Origin of the sequence: Paenibacillus aurantiacus, assembly GCF_042431225.1 — a bacterium.
GTDB classification, from domain to species: Bacteria; Bacillota; Bacilli; order Paenibacillales; family Paenibacillaceae; genus Paenibacillus_Z; species Paenibacillus_Z aurantiacus.
Genome location: NZ_JBHMDO010000048.1, coordinates 68,843 through 90,833, shown reverse-complemented (window position 1 = coordinate 90,833; position 21,991 = coordinate 68,843). Strand labels below are relative to the sequence as shown.

At 57.7% G+C, this 21,991-nt stretch carries 18 protein-coding genes; all 18 read left to right on the top strand.

From position 1 onward, the window contains the following. The first annotated feature begins 34 nt into the window (after positions 1–34). The 18 genes from ACFFSY_RS31455 to ACFFSY_RS31370 all read left to right on the top strand — a co-directional run bounded on the left by ACFFSY_RS31455 (position 35) and on the right by ACFFSY_RS31370 (position 21,959). A complete protein-coding gene (locus ACFFSY_RS31455; protein WP_377501743.1) occupies positions 35–823 on the top strand; it encodes an ABC transporter ATP-binding protein in 789 nt (262 codons plus the stop codon). Then, positions 820–1,692: an ABC transporter permease gene (locus tag ACFFSY_RS31450; protein ID WP_377501741.1), complete on the top strand. Its 873-nt coding sequence runs from the start codon at positions 820–822 to the stop codon at positions 1,690–1,692. Before ACFFSY_RS31455 ends, ACFFSY_RS31450 begins: the two co-directional genes overlap by 4 nt. Before the next feature lie 51 nt (positions 1,693–1,743). Then, a complete protein-coding gene (locus tag ACFFSY_RS31445; RefSeq protein WP_377501740.1) occupies positions 1,744–2,727 on the top strand; it encodes an aromatic acid exporter family protein in 984 nt (327 codons plus the stop codon). Positions 2,728–3,108: 381 nt separating this feature from the next. Then, positions 3,109–3,663, top strand: coding sequence for an outer spore coat protein CotE (locus ACFFSY_RS31440; protein WP_377501738.1), 555 nt, complete (start codon positions 3,109–3,111; stop codon positions 3,661–3,663). Positions 3,664–3,839: 176 nt separating this feature from the next. Then, on the top strand, positions 3,840–5,357 hold the full coding sequence (locus ACFFSY_RS31435; RefSeq protein WP_377501736.1) for a putative amidoligase domain-containing protein: 1,518 nt from the start codon (positions 3,840–3,842) through the stop codon (positions 5,355–5,357). Between the two features lie 56 nt (positions 5,358–5,413). Then, complete coding sequence (gene mutS / locus ACFFSY_RS31430; RefSeq protein ID WP_377501734.1) at positions 5,414–8,221, top strand: DNA mismatch repair protein MutS; 2,808 nt, start codon at positions 5,414–5,416, stop codon at positions 8,219–8,221. Positions 8,222–8,258: 37 nt separating this feature from the next. Next, positions 8,259–10,502, top strand: a complete 2,244-nt coding sequence (mutL, locus tag ACFFSY_RS31425; RefSeq protein ID WP_377501732.1) for a DNA mismatch repair endonuclease MutL — start codon at positions 8,259–8,261, stop codon at positions 10,500–10,502. Beyond that, positions 10,499–11,269 (top strand): class I SAM-dependent methyltransferase, encoded by a 771-nt coding sequence (locus tag ACFFSY_RS31420; protein WP_377501730.1) that lies wholly within the window; start codon positions 10,499–10,501, stop codon positions 11,267–11,269. Before mutL ends, ACFFSY_RS31420 begins: the two co-directional genes overlap by 4 nt. 2 nt (positions 11,270–11,271) lie before the next feature. Continuing rightward, positions 11,272–12,252, top strand: a complete 981-nt coding sequence (miaA, locus tag ACFFSY_RS31415) for a tRNA (adenosine(37)-N6)-dimethylallyltransferase MiaA (RefSeq protein ID WP_377502134.1) — start codon at positions 11,272–11,274, stop codon at positions 12,250–12,252. 17 nt (positions 12,253–12,269) lie between these two features. After that, entirely contained in the window at positions 12,270–12,512 is a 243-nt protein-coding gene (gene hfq, locus ACFFSY_RS31410) for an RNA chaperone Hfq (RefSeq protein WP_148931185.1), read from the top strand. A 209-nt stretch (positions 12,513–12,721) separates the two neighbouring features. Then, on the top strand, positions 12,722–15,457 hold the full coding sequence (locus ACFFSY_RS31405) for a PBP1A family penicillin-binding protein (RefSeq protein WP_377501728.1): 2,736 nt from the start codon (positions 12,722–12,724) through the stop codon (positions 15,455–15,457). 3 nt (positions 15,458–15,460) lie between these two features. Continuing rightward, positions 15,461–16,216, top strand: a complete 756-nt coding sequence (locus ACFFSY_RS31400) for a peptidylprolyl isomerase (RefSeq protein WP_377501726.1) — start codon at positions 15,461–15,463, stop codon at positions 16,214–16,216. Between the two features lie 214 nt (positions 16,217–16,430). Then, positions 16,431–16,988: a ribonuclease FAU-1 family protein gene (locus tag ACFFSY_RS31395; RefSeq protein WP_377501724.1), complete on the top strand. Its 558-nt coding sequence runs from the start codon at positions 16,431–16,433 to the stop codon at positions 16,986–16,988. Next, a complete protein-coding gene (locus ACFFSY_RS31390) occupies positions 16,985–17,659 on the top strand; it encodes a YdcF family protein (protein ID WP_377501722.1) in 675 nt (224 codons plus the stop codon). Before ACFFSY_RS31395 ends, ACFFSY_RS31390 begins: the two co-directional genes overlap by 4 nt. A 160-nt stretch (positions 17,660–17,819) precedes the next feature. Continuing rightward, the gene (locus ACFFSY_RS31385; RefSeq protein WP_377501720.1) at positions 17,820–18,806 is read left to right on the top strand and encodes an AAA family ATPase; all 987 of its coding nucleotides are present in this window, start codon (positions 17,820–17,822) and stop codon (positions 18,804–18,806) included. Between the two features lie 27 nt (positions 18,807–18,833). Continuing rightward, on the top strand, positions 18,834–20,126 hold the full coding sequence (gene hflX, locus ACFFSY_RS31380) for a GTPase HflX (protein ID WP_377501718.1): 1,293 nt from the start codon (positions 18,834–18,836) through the stop codon (positions 20,124–20,126). Positions 20,127–20,232: 106 nt separating this feature from the next. After that, a complete protein-coding gene (locus tag ACFFSY_RS31375; protein WP_377502131.1) occupies positions 20,233–21,486 on the top strand; it encodes a methionine gamma-lyase family protein in 1,254 nt (417 codons plus the stop codon). A gap of 62 nt (positions 21,487–21,548) precedes the next feature. Further along, positions 21,549–21,959, top strand: a complete 411-nt coding sequence (locus ACFFSY_RS31370; RefSeq protein ID WP_148931177.1) for a MerR family transcriptional regulator — start codon at positions 21,549–21,551, stop codon at positions 21,957–21,959. Positions 21,960–21,991: the final 32 nt, after the last annotated feature.

The window sequence follows — 21,991 nt, the reverse complement described above, 5'->3', positions numbered from 1 at the left end:
TTGGCAAGATCGGAGGGGAAAGGAGAGAAGGCCGTTGGATACACTGCTGGAGCTGCAAAATATCACCCATGTCTACGTCGGCGATCAGGGAGCGAGCTTGGCCGTCGAAAATTTAAGCCTGTCGATCGGGCGGGGCGAGTTCGTCAGTCTCGTCGGACCAAGCGGCTGCGGCAAAACGACCGTTCTTAGTCTCCTCGCCGGACTGATGACCCCGACGAAGGGGACCGTTCTTGCCGGAGGCGAGCGAGTCGTGCGTCCTTCACCCAAAATTGGCTATATGCTGCAGCAAGATTACCTGCTTCCGTGGCGCACCATTCTGGAGAACGCGGCGATTGGCTTGACGCTTGCGGGCGGCCGGAACGCCGCTTCGCTTGAAGCGGTGCGCGAGCTGCTGGTTGAGCTCGGACTTGCGGGAACGGAGACGAAGATGCCCTACGAGCTGTCCGGAGGCATGAGGCAGCGGGTCGCGCTCGCTCGCACGCTCGCGACGGAGCCGGATGTACTGCTGCTCGACGAGCCTTTCTCGGCGCTCGATATGCACATCAAGCTGCAGTTGGAAGATCTGGTACATGAGACGCTCGCGGCCAGGGGGAAAACCGCTGTCCTCGTCACGCATGACTTGGCTGAGGCGGCCGCGATGAGCGACCGCGTCATCGTGCTTGCTCCGAACCCCGGCCGCATCCAAGCCGTCTTCGACATCCCTGACGAGATTCGATCATTGCCGCCTACGGAGGCGCGCAAGCAGCCGGAATTCCAGCGCGTGTTCGATGCGTTGTGGGAGGCGCTTGAACGTGGCGAACAAGCGGGAGGTGAAGGGATATGAGCGATTTGTCGGATCCGAAAGCGAGCGAACGGGCATCGGTAGCCGCGTCAACCGAAACGGGCCGCGAATGGGTCGCCGGTCTGCATAGGGAGCATCTGGCCCGCGCGCGCAAGACGACCCTTGCCGTGCGGCTCACGCAAGCGCTGCTGCTCGTGCTGTTCTTCGGCGCTTGGGAGCTGGCCGGGCGTAACAAATGGATCGACGTATTGCTGTTCAGCTACCCGACGAAGCTGTTCGACCAGCTATGGCGTTCGCTCATGGACGGTTCGCTGCTGCCGCATACCGGGATTACGGTGCTGGAGACGTTCGTCGGGTTCATGCTCGGAACGCTGCTTGGCACGGCGATCGCCGCTTTATTATGGTGGTTCTCGTTCGTCTCGCGCGTGGCCGATCCGTATCTTGTCGTCTTGAACAGTATGCCGAAGGTGGCGCTCGGGCCGCTCTTCATTGTCGGCTTCGGACCGGGCATGCTGGCCATCGTCATGACGACGTTATCGGTGACGGTCATTATTACGACGATCGTCATCTATAACCGATTCCGCGAGGTAGCGCCTGGCTATATTAAGGTCGTCCGCCTGTTCGGCGGCTCCAAATGGCAAGTCTTCCGCTACGTTGTTCTGCCCGATTCGTTCGCGGTTATCGTCTCGCAGCTCAAGGTGAACGTCGGGCTCGCGTGGGTTGGCGTCATCGTCGGCGAATTTCTTACGAGCAAATCGGGTCTTGGCTACCTCATCATCTATGGCTTCCAAGTGTTCAATTTCACGATCGTGCTGTCCAGCTTGCTTGTCATTGCCGTCGTGGCCACGGTCATGTACCGCCTGGTCGCCGCGTTCGAACATTGGTTGACGCGAGGCGGGCGCGAGCGGTAGGATGGAGGAAAAGCCCGCGCCCGGCGCGGGCTGCATGGCAGTGGAGGAACTATGGGCATACGGGTAATCAAGACGGCGCTTGCCGCGTTGGCGGCGATTTATACCGCAAGCACGCTCGGGCTCGACCCGGAGTTGGCGGCGGGATTGCTTGCGATTCTAGGCGTCGAGGTGACGCGGAAGAGAGGGCTTCAGAGCGCTTTCGTCCGTTTCGTCGCGTCGGTGCTGGGACTTTTTTTCGCGTCGGTGCTGTTCGCGGCACTCGGCTTTCATATCTGGGTCATCTCGCTCTTCATTCTGGTCGCCTTCCCGGTTATGTCGCGTCTTGCGCTGAAGGACGGCATCACGACGAGCGCGGTCATCGTCTTCCACGTCTACGCCAAGGCGGAAGTGACCGCGGCGATCATTGTGAACGAGGTGCTGCTGCTGCTCGTCGGTCTAGGCTGGGCGACGGTGGTGAACATGCTGTACATGCCGCGCGAAGACCGGAACCTCGCCGCGCTTCGGCATCGGACGGAAGCGTTGTTTAGCGGCATCTTCAACCAGATGGCCCGGACGCTTCGCGACCCGTCGCACGTGTGGGACGGCGCGGAGCTCCTCGAAGCGGGAGCGGCGATCGAGGAAGGGATTAGGCGAGCAGATCTGGCGCTGGAGAATCGGGTGCCCGGACAAGACGCCGCGGAACTTCGGTATTGGCGAACCTATTTCGAAATGCGGCGTCTGCAGTTGGAGTCGGTCTCGGACATGCTGGTGTGCGTGTCGCTCGTCTACGAGAAGCTGCCGCAGGGCGAATTGGCTGCGGAGGTATTCGATCTGCTGGCGGACGAGGTGAAGTCGGATGTGTATGAAGGCATCGTGGAGCGGCATTTGAGCGAGCTTGGAGGGCGCTTCAAGCAGATGGCGCTGCCGGCCAGCCGCGACGAGTTCGAAATTCGAGCCGCGATTCTGGAGCTGACGCACGAGCTTAACCGCTATTTGGCGATTGCCAAGAGGTGGAAGAAACATAAGGCGGCGCGCATGACGGCAGACCCGGCGTGACGCTTGATGGGCAGTCGTCCCGTGCAACGAGCGAGACCGTTATAGTAGAAGAAGGCTGCATCCGGAATCTTCCGGCGCAGCCTTTCGCATTTCTAACGCAAAAAAAGAGACGCCCGCCGAGTACTACATGATAATGTTCAATCGTATATTTGTAGGGAAAGGTGAGCGAAACAACGGCGATATAATAGGCAGCCGGCTTGCTGCCGGGTTATCCCGAATCAGCGTGCTTCTAATGAAGGCGGAGGTCGGATTGCGTAGGGATGGCGCGCGGTTCGCGAACGGCAAACTAAAAAAACGCCGTCGCGAGCCGTAGTTTTATCAACAAACGCCTATGTCCTGCATACACTTTAATTGAATGATTGTATGGAGGAGGTTAACTCAATGTCTATTGCAGATAAACAGCTTCAGCGTAGAGAGATATTAACGAAAGCTGTCTGCGGCAAAGGTCGTAAGTTCTCCACAGTAACTCACACCGTTACGCCGCCTCATCATCCCACGAGCATTTTGGGCGCCTGGATCATCAACCACCAGTACGAAGCGGTGCGTTCCGGGGACGGGATCGAAGTAATCGGTACTTACGATGTTAACATTTGGTATTCTTACAACAAAAACTCGCAAACCGACGTCGCGAAAGAGACGCTCTCCTATGTGGAGAACGTGCCGCTCTCGTACCTGGACCCGAAGCACCGGGCATCCACGGAAGAGGTGGCGGCTGAAGCCACGCAGGAGCCGAACTGCATCGAAGCGAACATTTCGGGCAGCGGCAAGGGCGTCGTCATCCGCGTCGAGCGTGAGTTTGCGGTCGAGTTGATCGCCGAAACGAAAGTCGTCGTAGCGGTCTTCCCGAGCGCGTACGACGATGGCAAAGACATCGACTTCGGCGATGACGGCGACTTCGAGGATCTGGATCCGGACTTGTTGGACGACGAACTGTAAGTTGGGGCTTGCGGTTCGTATACGCTATCCTATGCGGTAGCGGAATCATTTTCGAGGGCGAGAGCCCTCTTTTTTTTTCATAAATTCAGGATGCCCGTCTTGTGTGATGCATCATTCATGACGATTGGGAGGAAGAGGCCGTGCCTGGGATCGGATGGATTTGGGATGGGAGTCGCTTGCGGACACGGGAGGAGCGTCACGCGGGAGAGTTGCCCGAAGCCGGCGACGTCGTGCTCGTCATCGGCGATGCGGCGTGGCCGGCTGCCCTAGCGGCGGGGGGCACTCCGCTCGTGCTGAATGGATATGCCAAGCGGTTCGCAGCCATGAAGCGTGAGGGAATCGGCGAGCGTCTAAAGCTTATTGGTGTGACTCTGGGCGCTAGCGTCGATCGTCACGCGCAGGCGTCAAGTCTCGGCGGCTGGCAGGCAGAGCGCAAGATTCGCGTGCTTGTGCTCCAAGACCAAGTGCTTGACGCATGCTGGATCCACGATGACAGCCGGATGAACGGTCGGCCGATAGGAGAGACGAAGCATAGAGCGGCATCCGGTATGGGACGCGGCGCGCAGGCGAGCATGCGGTTGGAGCAAAGGGCGCTTCATCCGCAGCAGACCGCTTATCGCAAGGCAGCTCTGACGGCGGTGCGGGCGATCTATACGTTGGGCTTGGACGCCGGCGTCGTGGAGCTGTCGCTGGCCGGGAATGGGAAATGCATCGTGGATGCGGTTCGACTTCCGGGCGAGATTGGCCGCGATCCGGCGGCGGAGTTCTGGATGGATGCCGTTGAAGGATTGGCGCGTCGCATAGCAGCGCCGCTTCGGCGAATGCGCCATGAGTCGATTCTCATTGGCGCCGATCCTGAGTTTCTTCTCGTGAACAGCAAAGGGAAAGTCGTTCCCGCCGATCGTTACTTGGGCGGCGGTCATGGGGCGGGGACGGACGCGATGGTTATCGGCGGGAAGATCGCGCGGCCTGTCGCGGAACTGAGACCGGCGCCCAATGCCGCGCCTTCGATCGTCGTCTCTCATATCAGAGGGTTGTTATCGATCGCCCAGATGCGTATTAAGGAAGACGGACTGCGGTGGGTAGCTGGCGCGATGCCGGTAGCGGGCTTTGCGCTCGGCGGACATATTCATCTGAGCGGTGTGCCGCTAACGAATCGGCTGCTTCGCCAGCTGGATAGCTATGTGGCGCTTCCGCTCGCGATGGCCGAAGCGGATTCGGGTCGCAAGCGAAGGCCGAAATTCGGCGTGATGGGCGACTGCCGGCAGCAGCCGCACGGTGGATTCGAGTACCGGACGCTGCCTAGTTGGCTCGTCTCTCCCCTTGCATGCGAGGCTGCCCTGTCCCTTGCTTTATTGTGCGCGCTGGAGTCGAACAACCTCGATTACTGTCCGGCATCGGAGGATCGATATGCATCTGCCTATTACCGGGGGGATCGGGAAACGCTGCGAGAGTGTCTGGAGCCGTTAATCTCGGCGATTCGGAATGTGCCAACCTACAAGATGCTGTCGACCGGCATTGAACCTTTCATGCTATCGCTGCGAGACGGCGTGATATGGGACGAAACGCTGGATATCCGCGCCGCTTGGGGGATCGCGCCTTGCGAGAACGGCGATTTCGCCCGATTGGCGGATATTGCTAGACCTCCCGTCAGCCGCTCGCGGGGTGTGAACCATAGGTCCGATCTGCTATAATGGAGTTCTGGTGTTTACCGACACGAGGGAACGAAATATACGCAGGAGGGGCGCGCATGGCGGCTTATACCCCGATGATTCAGCAATACTTATCCATTAAAGAAGGCGCGAAGGACGCGTTTCTATTTTTCCGATTGGGCGATTTCTACGAAATGTTTTTCGATGACGCCATTCTTGCGTCACGCGAACTGGAGATCACGCTCACCGGTCGCGAAGGCGGCGGGGACGAACGCATCCCGATGTGCGGCATTCCCTATCACTCTGCAGAAGGGTACATCGCTAGGCTGATCGAGAAAGGCTATAAAGTCGCAATTTGCGAGCAGGTCGAAGATCCGTCGGCTGCCAAAGGCGTCGTGCGCCGCGAGATTATTCGCGTCGTCACCCCGGGTACGGTCATGGAGACCAAATCGCTGGCGGACAAGGCGAACAACTTCATCGTCGGCGTCTCCGTCATTCGCGGCGGCTACGGCGTGGCAGCCTGCGATTTGACGACGGGCGAGCTGTATGTCACGAGCGTGCCGCTTATGCTCGACGTCCTGGCTGATGAGCTGAACGTCTACCACCCGGCGGAGATCGTCGGCGACGAAGAGGCGTTGGCCGCGCTGCAGCCGGTCGCGGCTAGCTGGAATCGTCCCGTTCTCTTCACGGCTCGCGAGATGATGGAGCAAGAGGCGCTCGAGGCGCAATTCGACCGCGAGCAGCTGGAGGCGTTGTCGGAGCCGAGATACAAGGCGATCAGTCTGTTGACCGGCTATTTGACGGAGACGCAGAAGCGCTCGCTCGGCCATGTACGGCGTATTCGCGCGTATGAACCGAACCAGTTCATGATTCTGGACCCGTTCACTCGCCGCAATCTCGAACTAACCGAGACGGTGCGAGACCGCAGTAAGAAGGGCACGCTGCTGTGGCTGCTCGACAAGACGCGCACGTCCATGGGCGCGCGTCTGCTGCGGCGCTGGATCGACAAGCCGTTATTGTCCAAATCCGATATCGACGCGCGCCTGGAAGCGGTGGACAAGCTGCACCGCGATCTCATTCTGCGCGATGATCTGCGCCGTGAATTGTCGGAGATCTACGATTTGGAGCGGCTGGTCGGACGGGTGGCGTTCGGCAGCGCCAACGGACGCGATCTGAACGCGCTCAAGACGTCGCTTCAACATGTCCCGGCGCTGCGCGCCATCTGCGAGGGCTCCGGCTCGTCCACGCTTCGCGCCCTGGTCGACGACGTGGACGATTGCGGCGATTTGGCCGAGATGATCGCGACCGTAATCGTGGACGAGCCTCCGATCTCGGTGCGAGAGGGCGGATTGATTCGGGCCGGGTACGACGACTATCTCGATCAGCTTCGCGATGCCAGCGTCAGCGGCAAGAAATGGCTGGCCGATCTGGAGCGTCGCGAACGCGAGGCGACGGGCATCAAGTCGCTGAAGATCGGCTACAACAAAGTGTTCGGCTATTATTTGGAAGTATCCAAGGCGAACTTGTCCATGCTGCCGGAAGGGCGTTACGAGCGCAAGCAGACGCTCGCCAACGCGGAGCGGTTCGTCACGCCGGAATTGAAGGAGAAGGAGCGCCTGATCCTCGAAGCCGAAGAGAAGATGGTCGATCTCGAATATGCGCGGTTCGTCGAGCTGCGCGACCATTTGGCAAGCCACATGCACCGCCTTCAGCGATTGGCGGAGATGGTTGCGGAGATCGACGTCTACCAGTCGATGGCGACGGTGAGCAGCGAGCAGCGGTTTGTCCGTCCGGATGTGACGGAAGCCTACGATCTGGTCGTGGAAGAAGGCCGTCACCCCGTCGTGGAAGCGGTCATGGAAGGCGTGCCTTTCATCGCGAACGGTACCGCATTGACGGACGATGCGTTCGCGATGCTGTTGATTACGGGACCGAACATGGCGGGCAAAAGCACGTATATGCGTCAAGTCGCGCTCATCTGCATCATGGCGCAGATTGGCTGCTTCGTGCCGGCGAAGAAAGCGGTCGTGCCGCTGATCGACCGGATCTTCACGCGGATCGGCGCGGCGGACGACCTCATCGGCGGGCAAAGCACGTTCATGGTCGAGATGAAGGACATCCAGACGATGACCGAGAAGGCGACCGCGCAGAGTCTCGTCATTATCGACGAGCTCGGCCGCGGCACGTCGACCGCTGAAGGGATGGCCATCGCCCAAGCGGTTATCGAGTTTGTGCATACGGAAGTGAAATGCAAAGCGCTCGTCTCGACTCATTTTCATGAGCTTGCGCATTTGGAAGATTCGCTGCCGCGGCTTGCGAATGCGTGCATGGCCGTTCAAGAGAACGCAAGCGGCGTGACGTTCCTGCGCAAGCTCGTTCCCGGCGCTGCCGACAGCAGTTACGGCATCTATTGCGCGCAGCTGGCCGGCTTGCCGGAGAGCATCATATCGCGTGCTTACACATTGTTGGAATCGTTGGAGCAACCGGCAGAAGTCCGGCTTGCGGCAAAGGAAGCTGCGCCTGCACGTGAAGCGATAGGCGGTACGAATCGCACGAACGGCGACGAAACTATCGGGCATCAAGCTGATATCAGCGAGACCGCGACCGTCGATGCCGTTGCGGAGCCCTCAGCGGTTTATGAGCGCGCCGGCGCTGCAGCCGCGACGTCGATGCCGGATCCCGCCCACGCAACGGTCGCCGTGACATCGGGCGCCCCCGCCGCGGCTTTCGTTCAGCTGTCTATCTTCGATGAGCCCGCTCCCGAGCCGGCGAAGACCCGCAAGGCAAGCCCGAAAGCCGAACAGCTGGCCGAACAGCTTCGCAAGCTGGATTTGTTCAACATGACGCCAATGCAGGCGATGCAGTACCTCAATGAGATGAAGCTGCAGCTGATGAACGACAAGTAAACATAAGGCGAATGCGGAAGGAGGAGCTTCTAAATCTATGGGAAAAATCAACGTACTGGATGAACAGCTGGCTAACCAGATCGCGGCGGGCGAAGTCGTCGAGCGTCCTTCTTCGGTCGTCAAGGAACTTGTCGAGAATGCGGTCGACGCCGGCAGCACGACGATCGATATCGTCATCGAAGAGGGCGGTCTGACGCTCGTGCGGGTTACGGACAACGGCAGCGGCATTGATGCGGACGATATCGAGAAAGCCTTCTTCCGCCACGCGACGAGCAAGCTTTCTTCGAGCAAAGATCTGTTCCGGATCGCAAGCCTTGGCTTCCGAGGCGAGGCGCTGCCGAGTATCGCGGCCGTCGCCAAGGTGGAATGCGTGTCCGCGGTCGATACATCTGGCCTAGGCAAGCGGCTTGTCATCGAAGGCGGAACGATACGCAATGTCGAAGATGCGAACACGCCGCAAGGGACGGATATCGCGGTGCGGGACTTGTTCTTCAACACCCCGGCCAGGTTGAAATACATGAAATCGATTCAGACGGAAATCGGCCATATCGCGGATTACGTCAACCGTCTCGCGCTGGCTCATCCGGGCATCGCATTCACGCTGAAGCATAACGGCAACGTGCTGCTGCGGACGCTCGGCACCGGCGACCGGCTGCAGGCGTTCGCGGCCGTGTACGGGACGACCGCCGCGAAGGCGATGCTCATCGTCTCCGGCGATCATCCGGACTACACGCTTAGCGGCTATATTTCGAAGCCCGAGCAGACGCGCGCGAATCGCAACGGCATTACGATCGTGGTGAACGGACGATACATCAAGAGCTACATTATCAATCAGGCGATTCTGCAGGCATATCATACGCTGCTGCCAATCAACCGCTTCCCGATGATCGTACTGGAGCTTGGCATGCATCCGAGCCTGCTCGACGTGAACGTTCATCCGTCCAAAATGGAGGTGCGCTTCAGCAAGGAAGCAGAGCTGAGGCAGTTCGTCGAAGAATGCGTCGCAAAGGCGCTCGGCAAGCAGCGCCATATTCCAGGGCCCGCACCGGCTGAACGGTCCAAACCGGTGTTCGTGCAGGAGCGGATCTCGTTCCATCAGCCCGAGCCGGGCGTGACGGACATCCGCAAGCCGGAAGGGTGGATGGAACGGTTTAACGCCGGCGATAAGCGTCAAGCCTCATCCTCCTCCCCTGGCGCTCGAACGATGAATATGTTCGGCGGGAACGGTTCGGCGCAAGGGACTTCGATGAGCAATCCGCGGGTTGGATCCGATCGTCCGGGCAGTTCCGGGGCTTCCTGGCAATCGGCTAGGCCAACCGTGCCCAAGGACACGACGGAACGGTTGTACGCGCCGCCATCTGATTCATCGTTCGCGATTCGCGAGACGGCTGCCGGCAGCGCCACTGCGCCTGCGGATTATAGCATCGGGAAGAGTAGCATGGCTGCGCCTCCATCCAATCCGAGCCTAGAATCAGCGCCTCGTCCCGTGGAAGGGCTGGAAGATTGGGATGACGACTTTGCGCCGTCGGCTACGCCTGATGTAGACAGCGGTCAGAAGGAGACGGGGAGTTGGATGGTTGCGCAGGACGAGAGATCGTCGGAAGAAATGGAGACGAATATGGGATTGCCGACATCACCGGCCGACTCCCGGGCAGGCATCCCGGCGGAACAGCCGCTTGGCGAGCCGAAGGTTGATTTTCCGGAGCTGTATTGGATCGGTCAATTACACGGCACCTACATTATCGCACAGAATGAAGAGGGACTGTTCCTGATCGATCAGCATGCGGCGCACGAGCGGATTAATTACGAGTATTACCTGGAGAAATTCGCGCGGCCGCAGCAGGCCAGCCAGCAGCTGATCGTGCCGATGACCCTGGAGTTCACGTCGACGGAAGCTTCTTTGATAACCAGCCGAATGCCGCTCCTCTTGGAAGCAGGCGTGGAGCTCGAGCCGTTCGGCGCCAATACATTCCTCGTTCGCAGCCATCCCGAGTGGCTGCCGCGCGGCGAAGAGCAGCAGATCATCGAAGAGATGACCGAATGGCTGCTGTCCGAGAAGGGCGCGGTTGACATCGGCAAGCTGCGGGAGAAGTCGGCCATCATGTGCTCCTGCAAAGCGTCGATCAAAGCAAACGACCGGCTGACGCGAGAAGAAGGGGAAGGCTTGCTGCGTCGATTGGCGTCGTGCATCCAGCCATACACTTGTCCGCACGGCCGGCCGATCGTGGTGCATATGACCACGTATCAATTGGAAAAAATGTTCAAGCGGGTGATGTCATGATCGTTACGACACCTCAGAAGCCATTGCCCGAAGTCGTCAAGGCGGCGCAAGATCTGAGCGAAGAGCTCGGCGGCAAGTTCGTGCCAAGAAGGCAGGAGACGCTGACCGGGCTTCGAAACAAACACGGTGGCGAGCCTCTGCTGGTCGTGGATCCGCAGGGGCTGCGCTTTTATGATAATGCGGAGCAGCCGCTTTATTTCCATCCGAGCATGGCATATGTTAGAGTAAAAAGGCTGCGCAAAGGCGAGCGCGACCCGCTTGTCGAGATCAGCGGCTGCGAGCATGGCGACACGATCGTCGACTGCACGGCGGGACTCGGTTCGGATTCGATCGTCTTTGCGTACGCAGCGGGTCCATCAGGCAAAGTCATTGCCATCGAGAGCGAGCCGGTGCTGTGCGCGGTCGTGCGGGAAGGGCTGAAGACGTACGAGACGGCCCATGACGACGTGAATGCGGCGATGCGCAGGATCGAGATGCGCGCGGGCAACCACCGAGCTTACCTGGAGCAGCTGCCGGATAAGAGCGTGGATATCGTCTATTTCGACCCGATGTTCCGCCAGCCTGTACATGAATCCTCGGCGCTTGCGCCGCTCCGCTCGCTGGCTAATCGCGATGCGCTGGACGTGGAGACGATTCGGCATGCGAAGCGGGTCGCTCGAAAGTCCGTCGTTATGAAGGAGCATGCGGGCAGCGGAGAATTCGAACGGCTTGGCTTCGCCTGCGCGCACGTGAACAAAATCGCCTACGGAGTGATCAAGCCTACATGAGCATGGAAGGAACGCAAGAACGCAAACCGAAGCTGCTCGTGTTGATCGGACCGACGGCTATAGGCAAAACAAAGACGAGCATCGAGCTTGCGAAGCACTGGAACGCCGAGATTATTTCCGGTGATTCGATGCAAGTGTACAAGGGTATGGATATCGGGACGGCCAAGATCAAGCCAGAGGAGATGGAAGGCGTCGCGCATCATCTGATCGACATTTGCGAGCCGGATCATCCTTTCTCCGTCGCCGAATTCCAGACGCGCTGCGGCGGGCTGATTCAAGAGATTAGCTCGCGGGGCAAGCTTCCCTTCATCGTAGGAGGAACGGGTCTGTACGTCGAGTCGGTCGCATACGGCTACGATTTCCCCGAGAGCGGATCGGACGAGACATTCAGGCAGGAGCAGCAGCTGTACGCCGATACCCACGGCGCGGAGGCACTTCATGTCAAGCTCGTTCAGGTGGATCCGGAGACGGCGCAGCGCCTTCATCCGAACGATGTGCGCCGCGTTATTCGCGCGCTCGAAGTCTTTCATCTCACCGGACGCAAACTATCCGACAAACTTGAAGGACAGAAACGAACGTCGCCTTACGAATTGTGTATCATCGGCTTGACGACGGACCGCGCGTTGTTATATGAGCGGATCAATCGCCGCGTGGACGCGATGATCGACGCGGGGCTGGTGGACGAAGTGCGTGGACTGCTCGACCGCGGCGTGCCGCAAGACAGCGTCGCCATGCATGGTTTGGGTTACAAGGAGATCGTCGCCTACCTGAACGGGGAGATGACGCTGGAAGCGGCCGTCGAGCTGCTGAAGCGCGACACCCGGCGGTTTGCCAAGCGGCAGCTTTCATGGTTCCGGCATATGCAGGATATCGCATGGGTGGAAGCCGGCGAAAATATTCAGGAGAATTTGAAGGCGATTCATGCTATAATAGCAGGAAAGTTTAGGATGAAGCTTGAATCTTTCTCTGACCAATCTTTTTGATAATGGGGGTAACGTTCATGAACAAATCAATCAACATTCAGGATACTTTCCTTAATCAACTTCGCAAAGACAGCATCCCGGTGACGGTCTATTTAACGAACGGCTTCCAGATTCGCGGCGTCATCCGCGCTTTCGACAACTTTACGATCGTCATCGATACGGATGGCCGCCAACAAATGGTGTACAAGCATGCTATATCGACGTTTACTCCGCAGCGCAACGTGTCGCTCATGCAGCAGGAGCCGAGCAGCGAAGCGTAAGGCCAGAGCTTCCCTTGCATGAAACTTTTTCTTGGCATGATGCGTTTAATTGGATAACGGCACGAGAGAGCAACCCGCCACGTGCAGGGTTGTTCTTTTCTGTTTGAAGGCCGGACGCGTTTCAAGCGCCGCCAATGCCGTTTACTACTACTGGGTATAAATAGAGACGAGGTCGCACACAACTCGTCAAGCAGGAGGGGAGTCGGCTCATGGCTGATGGACCGCGCGTAAAAAGAACGGCTAATAAGGGCAAGGAGAAGAAAGGCAAGAAAAAAATGAACGGCAAGAAATTGATGATATGGCTCTTCTTTACGGGGGCGTTGGCCGTCATTTGCGGTATTATCGGATATTTGCTGATCGTGCTCAACGGCGAGCGGATTTTAACCGCGAACTGGGACAAGATGGACATGGAGGAAGCCTCCATCGTCTATGACATCAATGGTGATCAAATCGCCAAGCTGGCAAGCGTCAACCGCGAAATCGCGGAGTTCGACGAAATTCCGCAGCTCATGAAAGACGCGTTCATCGCCACGGAGGACCGCCGCTTCGAGGAGCACAACGGCGTCGATCTCGTGTCGATCGGCCGCGCGGTCGTGAAGGATGTGATCGCCCGCAGCGCAGTCGAAGGCGGGAGCACGATCACGCAGCAGCTGGCGAAGAATTTGTTCCTGTCGCACGACAAGACGTTTTTCCGCAAAGCGACGGAGGCGTCGATCGCCGTGGCGCTGGAGCACAAGAAGACGAAAGACGAAATTTTGACGATGTACCTGAACCGGATTTTCTTCGGGAACCGCGCCTATGGCGTCAAAGCGGCGGCGAAGGTCTACTTCGATAAGGAATTGAAAAATCTCGAGCTGTGGGAGATCGCGACGCTAGCCGGCTTGCCGAAGGCGCCGAGCACTTATAACCCGATCCGGAATCCGGAACGTTCTCGCGAGCGGATGGCCGTCGTGCTCCAGCTGATGGTTGATCAGAAGTATATTACGGCCGCGCAGGCAGAGGAAGCGAAGGCCAAGGCGCTCAAGTACGAGCCGCCGACAAATAAGGACGACAAAACGAATCAAGACAAATATTGGGCATTCGTCGATTACGCGATCGATGAAGCGGCGGAACGCGTGCCCGAAATTACCGAAGAGCAGCTTTATATGGGCGGATACAGCATCTATACGACGCTCAATCCGAAAGCGCAATCCGTCATGGAGAAGGAGTTCGCCGATGCGGATAACTTCGAGAAGAGCGTCGACGAGCAGCTCGCGCAAGGCGCAATGGTCATTATCGACCATACGAACGGCAATCTCCAAGGTCTCGTCGGCGGGCGGGATTACGTGCGCAAAGGATGGAACCGCGCGGTCGTGCAACGCCAGCCGGGATCGGGCTTCAAGCCGGTTACGGTCTATGGCCCCGCGCTTGCGACGGGCGACTGGTTCCCGTGGTCGAAGGTCATGGACGAGAAGAAGTGCTACGGCGATTATTGTCCGACCGACTCGAACAAAAATAAATATATCGGCGCAATTTCGATTGCGCAGTCGATCAAGGAATCCCGAAACGCATCGGCGGTGTGGCTGCTGAACGAAATCGGCGTCAAGACCGGATTGGAATTCGCGAAGAAGCTCGGCTTCGAGCTGGACGAAAAAAATGACCGCAACCTGGCCATCGCGCTTGGCGGTTTGACGCACGGCGTCACGCCGCTTCAGATGGCGACCGCCTACAGCGTGTTCGCGAACGGCGGCATGTCGGTCGATGCCCATGCGCTTGTCAAAATCGTCGACAAGACGGGTGCGGAGGTCTACACGTACGATGCGCCGAAACCGAAACGAATCATGAGCGAGCAATCGGCTTGGTATATGACCGAGATCATGCAAGGCGTAGTGGAGAAAGGCGGCACGGGGACGCAGGCGCGTATCGACCGCCCGGTTGCCGGCAAAACGGGAACGACGCAGCACGGCATACCGAATTACAAATCGAGCTACAACCGCGACGCCTGGTTCACTGGCTATACGGCGGAATGGACGGCGGCGGTATGGATGGGCTATGATAAAACGGACAAGGAGCATTTGCTCAAGAAAAGCAGCTCTCAGGCGGCGGCCATGTTCGGCAAGGTCATGAAGGCGGCCATGAAGGGCATGCCGGTCAATGGCTTCAAACAACCGAAGGATGTTGAAGAGGAGAAGCAGCCGGTGACCGTGGTCGGCGACTTCAAGGCCGCATACGACGCCGAGAACAAAATGATCCGCATGTCATGGACGCCGGTCGATGGCGAAAACATGACGTACCGCGTCTATCGGAAGGAAGCGTCCGAGACGGAATTCAAGCGGCTTATGGACGCCGTCGATTCAACCGAGATTAACGACATGAGCGTGGCGCCGGGGCTTACGTTCGAGTATTACGTGACGGCCTACGACGCGAAGACCGATGTCGAGAGCGGTGCATCCGCCCATCTGACGATCGCGATTCCTGAAGAAGAGCTGGAGCCGATCGAACCGGTGGAACCGGTCGTACCCGAGAATCCGGACGAGACAGGCTCGCCGAACAACGGCACGGGCGAGAACCCAGACGGCACCGAGGGGAATGGGGCCGAGGGCGGCGTCAACAACGGAGTCGGCGAACCGGGCGTAGACAACGGCACCGGGACGAATAACGGTGCTGGCGCGAACGGCGGAACCGGCACGAACGGTACGCCGGGCGGCACTGGACAGAACGGCGATGGTTCGAATGGCGGAACGCCGCAGAATGGCGACGCCGGCATTGACGGGACTAACGGTACGCCGGGCGGCACGAGCGGCAACGGTTCGACGCCGAATAACACCGGCGCGACTTCTCCAATAGACGGCGGGAACGGCACCAATGGGACGAAGCCCCAATCGGATACGAAGGCCGGCAACATTCCGGTATTGCCGGGTGATCCGTCCGTGGATCCGACATTACCAGTAAACAACGGAGGTTAGACGATGCAACGCAAAAGGCTGTTTATGACCCTAGTTCTTGCAGTTGCGCTGATCGCCACGACGGCGGGATGCGGCGCGAAGAAGGAAGTCGAGGAGAACGGCGGTAACGCGACGACCGGTGGAGGAACGACCCAAACCGAGACCAATGCCGGCAACGCTGCGAATAGCGGTGGGAATGCCGCAGCGGATAGCAATGCGGTCAACACCGGCGATTCCGCGTCCCAGGCCAAATCGTGGGACAAAATGCCGGAAATGTCCATTGATACGTCGAAGACGTACTTGGCGCATTTCAAAACGAGCAAGGGCGATTTCACGGTGGAACTGTTCGCGAAGGATGCGCCGCAGACCGTCAACAGTTTCGTATTCCTGGCGAACGAGAAGTTCTACAACGGAATCAAATTCCACCGCATCATCGAGACGTTCATGATTCAGACGGGCGATCCGCTGGGCAACGGCACGGGCGGTCCCGGCTACGATATTCCGGATGAGCTGGATAACGGCCATCAGTATGAAGAAGGTATTGTCGCCATGGCCAACGCGGGTCCGAATACCGGCGGTAGCCAGTTCTTCATTTGCACCGGTCCGGATGCAGCTGGACTGAACATGCAGCCGAACTATACGATTTTCGGTAAAGTGAGCGAAGGAATGGATGTCGTGACCGCGATTTCCAAAACGCCGGTGGAGGCCAACATGCAGGGCGAGCCTAGCCAGCCAACGGAAGAAGTGACGATCGACGATCTGACGATTGAAGTGAAATAGCTATGCAAGGGAGCGGATATCGCTCCCTTTTTTTTGTGTGCCTAGACGAACGATTCGCGTGGGACGAGGCGAGCCCGGTTTATTTTATGCGCTGGCTGGAGATGGACGTTAGATTATGGTAAGCTTTTTTTAACGAAACGGAATATACTAGTAACACGCTACACTACACGATAACGAAGGGTTGATTGCGATCCTGACGGAAAGGTCGTTCCGTATGAAGAGAAAATTTTCAGACCGAGCCAACTGGCGACGCATCCTGCGTAGAAGCTACACGTGTCTGACGATGGACGGCGACGAGTTCAGAGGACTTGTGACGTTGTATCGCATACACGAATTGCGCGAACCGCTTTGGAAAGAATACAATGGTCGACGGCTTTGTCTGGCTGATCGGGGCTACCTATGGATGCAGCATTTTCCCAAGGGTGAACATTTCGTCGTCACCACGATGTTCGATGACAAGAACCGGGTCGTGCAATGGTATATCGATATTTGCAAAACCCAAGGCCTGACGGACCAGCAGGTGCCCTGGTTCGACGATCTGTATCTAGACGTCGTCGTTCTGCCGAGCGGTGAAGTGTTCCTTCTCGACGAGGACGAATTGGAGGATGCCGTACGGCACGGCACCGTGACGAACAAAGATGCCGCGCTCGCACGTAAGACGGCAGGAAGGCTGCTCTCGGCGATCAAGAGCGGGCGGTTCCGTTATTTCACGTTAAGCTTGAAGCATCGCAAGACGCTCGTCGCCCAGAATGGCGAGGTGAGCGAGTCATGACGGCACCGGCCGTTAAGCCGCGTAAGAAGCAGCGCAAAAAAAGGCGTTTTCGCGTTTTTGCGCTGCTTCTCCGCGTCACCCTCACCGGATTCGCGCTGCTCGCGTTCTGGTTCGGCTATGTGCTCTGGAGGATCAACGGCTACGAGGTTCCGAAACCGCTTCCGAATGCCGATGCCGCCATCGTGCTTGGCGCCGCGCTTTGGAAGGACAAGCCGAGTCCCGGATTGCAAGAGAGGTTGGACTATGCTTATGAGCTGTTCGAACGGGGTACAGTCAAACATTTCATCGTGTCCGGGGGATTGGATCACAATGGGTCCAAATTGACCGAAGCGGAAGGGATGCGCGATTACCTGCTTGCCAAAGGCGTTCCTGCGGAACGAATCGTTCTGGAGAATGACGCGCGCAGCACGTACGAGAATTTGCGCTTCAGTCAGCCGATAGCCGCGAAGCACGGATGGAAGAGCTTTATTATCGTCACCCATGATTACCATGCATCCCGGTCTGCCGATATTGCCCAATTCTTGGGCTATAAGAATACGGTGGCCGCAGGAACCAAGTCCGTGAAGTTGTCGGTAACGTATAACCAGTCCCGTGAAGTGCTCGCGTATACCAAATGGAAGCTGGACGAGCTTCTCATGCGTGCGGGCTTTCAATGGCCGGGAAGTTTCTGAAGGCAGGCCGCTTGCTTATCCTGAATCTGTTAATATGCCCCATTCTGCAAGAATACAATGGGTAGTGCGGCGTACGTGAGGTAGACTCGCAAGAGGCACCAGCATTTATTGCTTCGAAGACGCCGGACGAAACAGGATACGAAGGATAGGTGATCGGGCAATGAACGAACGAGCGGGTTCAGCCGGGCAATCGGGAGGCGCAAGGCCTTCCAGGCAGATTAATGTCGTGCTGCGCAGTCACGAGCCTTACGTATCGACCGGCGCTGCTCCCACGCTGGAGCCTGAGCCGCCAGTGGCGGTCAAGCCGCAGACGCCTGGTGATCCATACTTGGAGATCAGCAAGGAATTGGATGCCATGGTTGGACTGGATAACGTCAAACTGCTAATTTATGAGATTTACGCATTACTGCAGGTGAGCCGGATGCGGACGGAAGCGGGTCTTGCGAGCGGCTCGCATGTCTATCATATGATTTTCAAGGGCAACCCGGGAACGGGCAAGACGACGATCGCCCGTATCGTCGCGAAGTTGTTCAATAAGATGGGCGTGCTGTCCAAGGGACATTTGATCGAAGTGGAACGGGCCGATCTCGTGGGCGAATACATCGGCCACACCGCGCAGAAGACGAGGGATCTCGTCCGCAAGGCGATCGGCGGCGTCTTGTTCGTCGATGAGGCGTACAGTCTGGCAAGAGGCGGGGAGAAGGATTTCGGCAAGGAAGCGATAGACACGTTAGTGAAGGCGATGGAGGATAATCGTAATCAATTCGTGCTTATTCTGGCAGGTTATCCCCTGGAGATTGAACAATTTCTGATGACGAATCCCGGTCTTCCATCCCGCTTTCCGATTCAGATTGAATTTCCGGATTACAGCATCGATCAGCTCATTCAGATCGCCGAGCTCATGGCCAAGGAACGGGAATACACATTGATGCCCCAAGCGCTCTTCAAGCTGCGGCAGCATTTGATGGCCGAGAAGATGGAGACGCTCTACTCGTTTAGCAATGCGCGCTATGTGCGCAATATTATTGAGAAGGGATTCCGGCATCAGGCGGTTCGGTTGCTGCACCAGTACCCGAGCGCTTCGCCCGGGAAGCAGGAGTTGATGGCCATCCGGCCGGAAGATCTGCGATGGGATGCAAGGAGTTAGTATTCGAGAGGAGCTGCGTAAGAGAGAATGCGACCAACAACCTACGAAACCGAACACGAGCTGCAGGATCGCGCGATACTAGTGAGCTTCATTACGGATGAAGTCAAACGCGCATCGGGCGATCCGGAGCACTCTCTGCAGGAGCTTGTCAACTTGGCGGAGACGGCGGGCGTCGAAGTGTTGACGACGATCATCCAAAATAAAGAGACGCCGGATTCCAAATGGTTCATCGGCAAAGGCAAAGTCGAAGAAGTCAGGGCGGCGGCGGAAGAGCTTGGCGCGACGACCGTCATTTTCGACCAAGAGCTGTCCGGGGCGCAGGTGCGCAACCTGGAGGAAGCGCTGGATCTGAAGATTATCGACCGCACGCAATTAATTCTGGATATTTTCGCGCAGCGCGCGAAGACGCGCGAAGGCATCATCCAGGTCGAATTAGCCCAGCTTAGCTACTTGCTGCCCCGCCTGTCGGGTCATGGCAAGAACTTGTCGCGGCTGGGCGGCGGCATCGGCACGAGAGGTCCCGGCGAATCGAAGCTCGAGACCGACCGACGTCATATTCGGGACCGGATCTCCGATTTGAAAGGGCAGCTGGAGGAAGTGGTCCGGCACCGGACGCTTCACCGGGAACGGCGGAAGAAGTCCGGCGTCATTCAGGTTGCCTTGGTCGGCTATACGAATGCGGGCAAATCCACGCTCCTGCGCGAGCTGACGAATGCCGACGTCTACGTCGAGAACCAGCTGTTCGCGACGCTCGATCCGACCACGCGCAATTTGAAATTGCCAAGCGGCAAAGAAATCGTGCTGACCGACACGGTCGGCTTTATCCAGAACCTCCCGACGGATCTAATCGCCGCCTTCCGCGCGACGCTAGAAGAGGTGAACGAAGCCGATCTGGTTCTGCACGTCGTCGATAGCTCTTCGCCGATGCGGGATGAGCAGATGGCGGTCGTCGGCCGGATTTTGAACGAGCTAGGGGCTTCCGGCAAGCCGGAGATTACCGTGTATAACAAAATCGATCTGTGCGCAACTGAAGGCCCCGGATTGTTGCCGGGCAGCAGCGGCGACTTCATCGCCATGAACGCTTATGATGCGGATGACCGTGCGCGTCTTTTGGATCTTATTCAAAGCAAAGTGACCGGAGCGACGCGGACGTTTCTATTCCCGGCGGAGCGGGGCGATCTGGTCGCGCTTGCCCATCGGACCGGCGAGGTCATCGAGCTTGAGGTGAACGGCGAGATTCTACGGCTGACGGTCGCGTTGAACAAGCAGGATTACGAGCACCATGGTCATAAACTGGACGAATTCGTCGAACAAGCGTAAAATAATACTTTCGCGCTCGCATTTCGCATTGGAGACATAAGGAGAGACAACGGTTGTGAATGACTACGCAAGACACGAAGAACCCCGGCAGGAGCAGTGGGAGACGCTGCTCGGCTGGGCAGATGAAGCGGAAGTTCGTGCAGCATCGATCTTCCGCGCAATCGATCGGACCGCGGAACGCAATCAGTGGAAGGTGATCCGCGCTTTCCAACGGTATAAAGTAAGCGATTTTCATTTTAATGGTTCAACTGGCTACGGCTACAACGATTCGGGCCGGGAAGTACTGGATCTGGTCTATGCCGATGTATTCGGCGCAGAAGCGGCGCTTGTCCGGCCGCATTTCGTGTCGGGTACCCATACGATTGGCTGCGCGCTGTTCGGATTGCTGCGGCCCGGCGACGAATTGCTTTACATTACGGGAAGACCTTACGATACGCTGCACAAGGTCATCGGCAAGCCTGGCGACGGCACAGGGTCGCTTCAAGATTTCGGCATAGGTTACGGGGAAGTAGCGCTTCAGGAAGATGGAGGAATCGATTGGGAGGGCGTCGCAGCGAAGCTGACGGAGCGGACAAAGGTCATTGGCATTCAACGTTCCCGCGGCTATGACTGGCGCCCCTCATTTACAGTGGCCGACATTGCGGACATGGTGCGTCGCATTAAAGGGATGAAACCTGACGTTCGCATCTTCGTTGACAATTGCTACGGGGAATTCACGGAAGAACTTGAGCCGACGCAAGTTGGCGTGGACCTCATGGCAGGGTCGCTGATAAAAAATCCCGGCGGCGGACTTGCGCCAACCGGAGGTTATGTAGCCGGGACGAAAGAAGCGGTCGAATTAACGGCGTATCGTCTGACGGCGCCGGGCATCGGTGGCGAGGTTGGGGCTACGCTCGGAACGCTTAGATCGATGTTTCAAGGTTTTTTCATGGCACCGCACAGTGTCGGACAAGCCTTGAAAGGCAGCGTTTTCGCGGCCGCGATTTTCGAGAAACTCGGCTTTGATAGCAGTCCTCGTCCGGAAGCGCCGCGCACCGATTTGATTCAAGCGGTTCGATTCGAGCGGCCGGAACAATTAATCGCGTTCGTGCAGGGCATTCAGAAGGCGGCCGCGGTTGATGCCCACGTCGTTCCCGAACCATGGGACATGCCTGGCTATGAACATCCTGTCATCATGGCGGCAGGTACGTTCATGCAAGGCGGCAGCTTGGAACTTTCAGCCGACGCGCCTATCCGAGAGCCTTACATTGCTTATATGCAGGGCGGCTTAACGTATGCTCATGTCAAATTCGGCGTTTTGAATGCTCTCCATACTCTCGCGGAGCGAAAGTTAATTGTAATTAAACCTCACACAACTTGACACTTTTTTGGTAGAGGGGTTACAATAGGGGTATATATTCAGAACTGGAAGGTTGATGCGACATGGGTGATGATATTCGCAGAAATATGGCGCTGTTTCCGATCGGGATCGTCATGAAGCTTACGGACTTGACCGCGCGGCAAATACGTTATTATGAACAGCACGAGCTGATCGTTCCTGCACGTACATCCGGCAATCAACGGCTATTCTCATTCAACGACGTCGAAAGACTGCTAGAGATCAAATCCTTAATTGAGAAAGGCGTCAATATTGCCGGTATTAAGCAAGTGATGAATCCGGTTTCCAAGGAGTCCGAGGAAGCAACCGTCGTGACCGACCAGTCGGAAGTGAAGCGGCGCGAATTGTCGGATGCACAGCTCCACCGTCTGCTCAAGCAGCAGCTGCTTGAGAAGCGTCCGGGCAAAGCATCGCTGATCCAAGGCCAACTGTCCCGTTTCTACAACAAGAAATAACACAGCGATTCAACACTATTCCATGAAGGAGA

Excerpts from the sequence above, each read along its gene's own strand:
- miaA (WP_377502134.1), top strand. The coding sequence starts at position 11,272 with ATGGAAGGAACGCAAGAACGCAAACCGAAGCTGCTCGTGTTGATCGGA.
- ACFFSY_RS31440 (WP_377501738.1), top strand. The coding sequence starts at position 3,109 with ATGTCTATTGCAGATAAACAGCTTCAGCGTAGAGAGATATTAACGAAA.
- hflX (WP_377501718.1), top strand. The coding sequence starts at position 18,834 with ATGCGACCAACAACCTACGAAACCGAACACGAGCTGCAGGATCGCGCG.
- ACFFSY_RS31385 (WP_377501720.1), top strand. The coding sequence starts at position 17,820 with ATGAACGAACGAGCGGGTTCAGCCGGGCAATCGGGAGGCGCAAGGCCT.
- ACFFSY_RS31450 (WP_377501741.1), top strand. The coding sequence starts at position 820 with ATGAGCGATTTGTCGGATCCGAAAGCGAGCGAACGGGCATCGGTAGCC.
- ACFFSY_RS31405 (WP_377501728.1), top strand. The coding sequence starts at position 12,722 with ATGGCTGATGGACCGCGCGTAAAAAGAACGGCTAATAAGGGCAAGGAG.
- mutS (WP_377501734.1), top strand. The coding sequence starts at position 5,414 with ATGGCGGCTTATACCCCGATGATTCAGCAATACTTATCCATTAAAGAA.
- hfq (WP_148931185.1), top strand. The coding sequence starts at position 12,270 with ATGAACAAATCAATCAACATTCAGGATACTTTCCTTAATCAACTTCGC.
- ACFFSY_RS31445 (WP_377501740.1), top strand. The coding sequence starts at position 1,744 with ATGGGCATACGGGTAATCAAGACGGCGCTTGCCGCGTTGGCGGCGATT.
- ACFFSY_RS31420 (WP_377501730.1), top strand. The coding sequence starts at position 10,499 with ATGATCGTTACGACACCTCAGAAGCCATTGCCCGAAGTCGTCAAGGCG.
- ACFFSY_RS31370 (WP_148931177.1), top strand. The coding sequence starts at position 21,549 with ATGGGTGATGATATTCGCAGAAATATGGCGCTGTTTCCGATCGGGATC.
- ACFFSY_RS31395 (WP_377501724.1), top strand. The coding sequence starts at position 16,431 with ATGAAGAGAAAATTTTCAGACCGAGCCAACTGGCGACGCATCCTGCGT.
- ACFFSY_RS31390 (WP_377501722.1), top strand. The coding sequence starts at position 16,985 with ATGACGGCACCGGCCGTTAAGCCGCGTAAGAAGCAGCGCAAAAAAAGG.
- mutL (WP_377501732.1), top strand. The coding sequence starts at position 8,259 with ATGGGAAAAATCAACGTACTGGATGAACAGCTGGCTAACCAGATCGCG.
- ACFFSY_RS31400 (WP_377501726.1), top strand. The coding sequence starts at position 15,461 with ATGCAACGCAAAAGGCTGTTTATGACCCTAGTTCTTGCAGTTGCGCTG.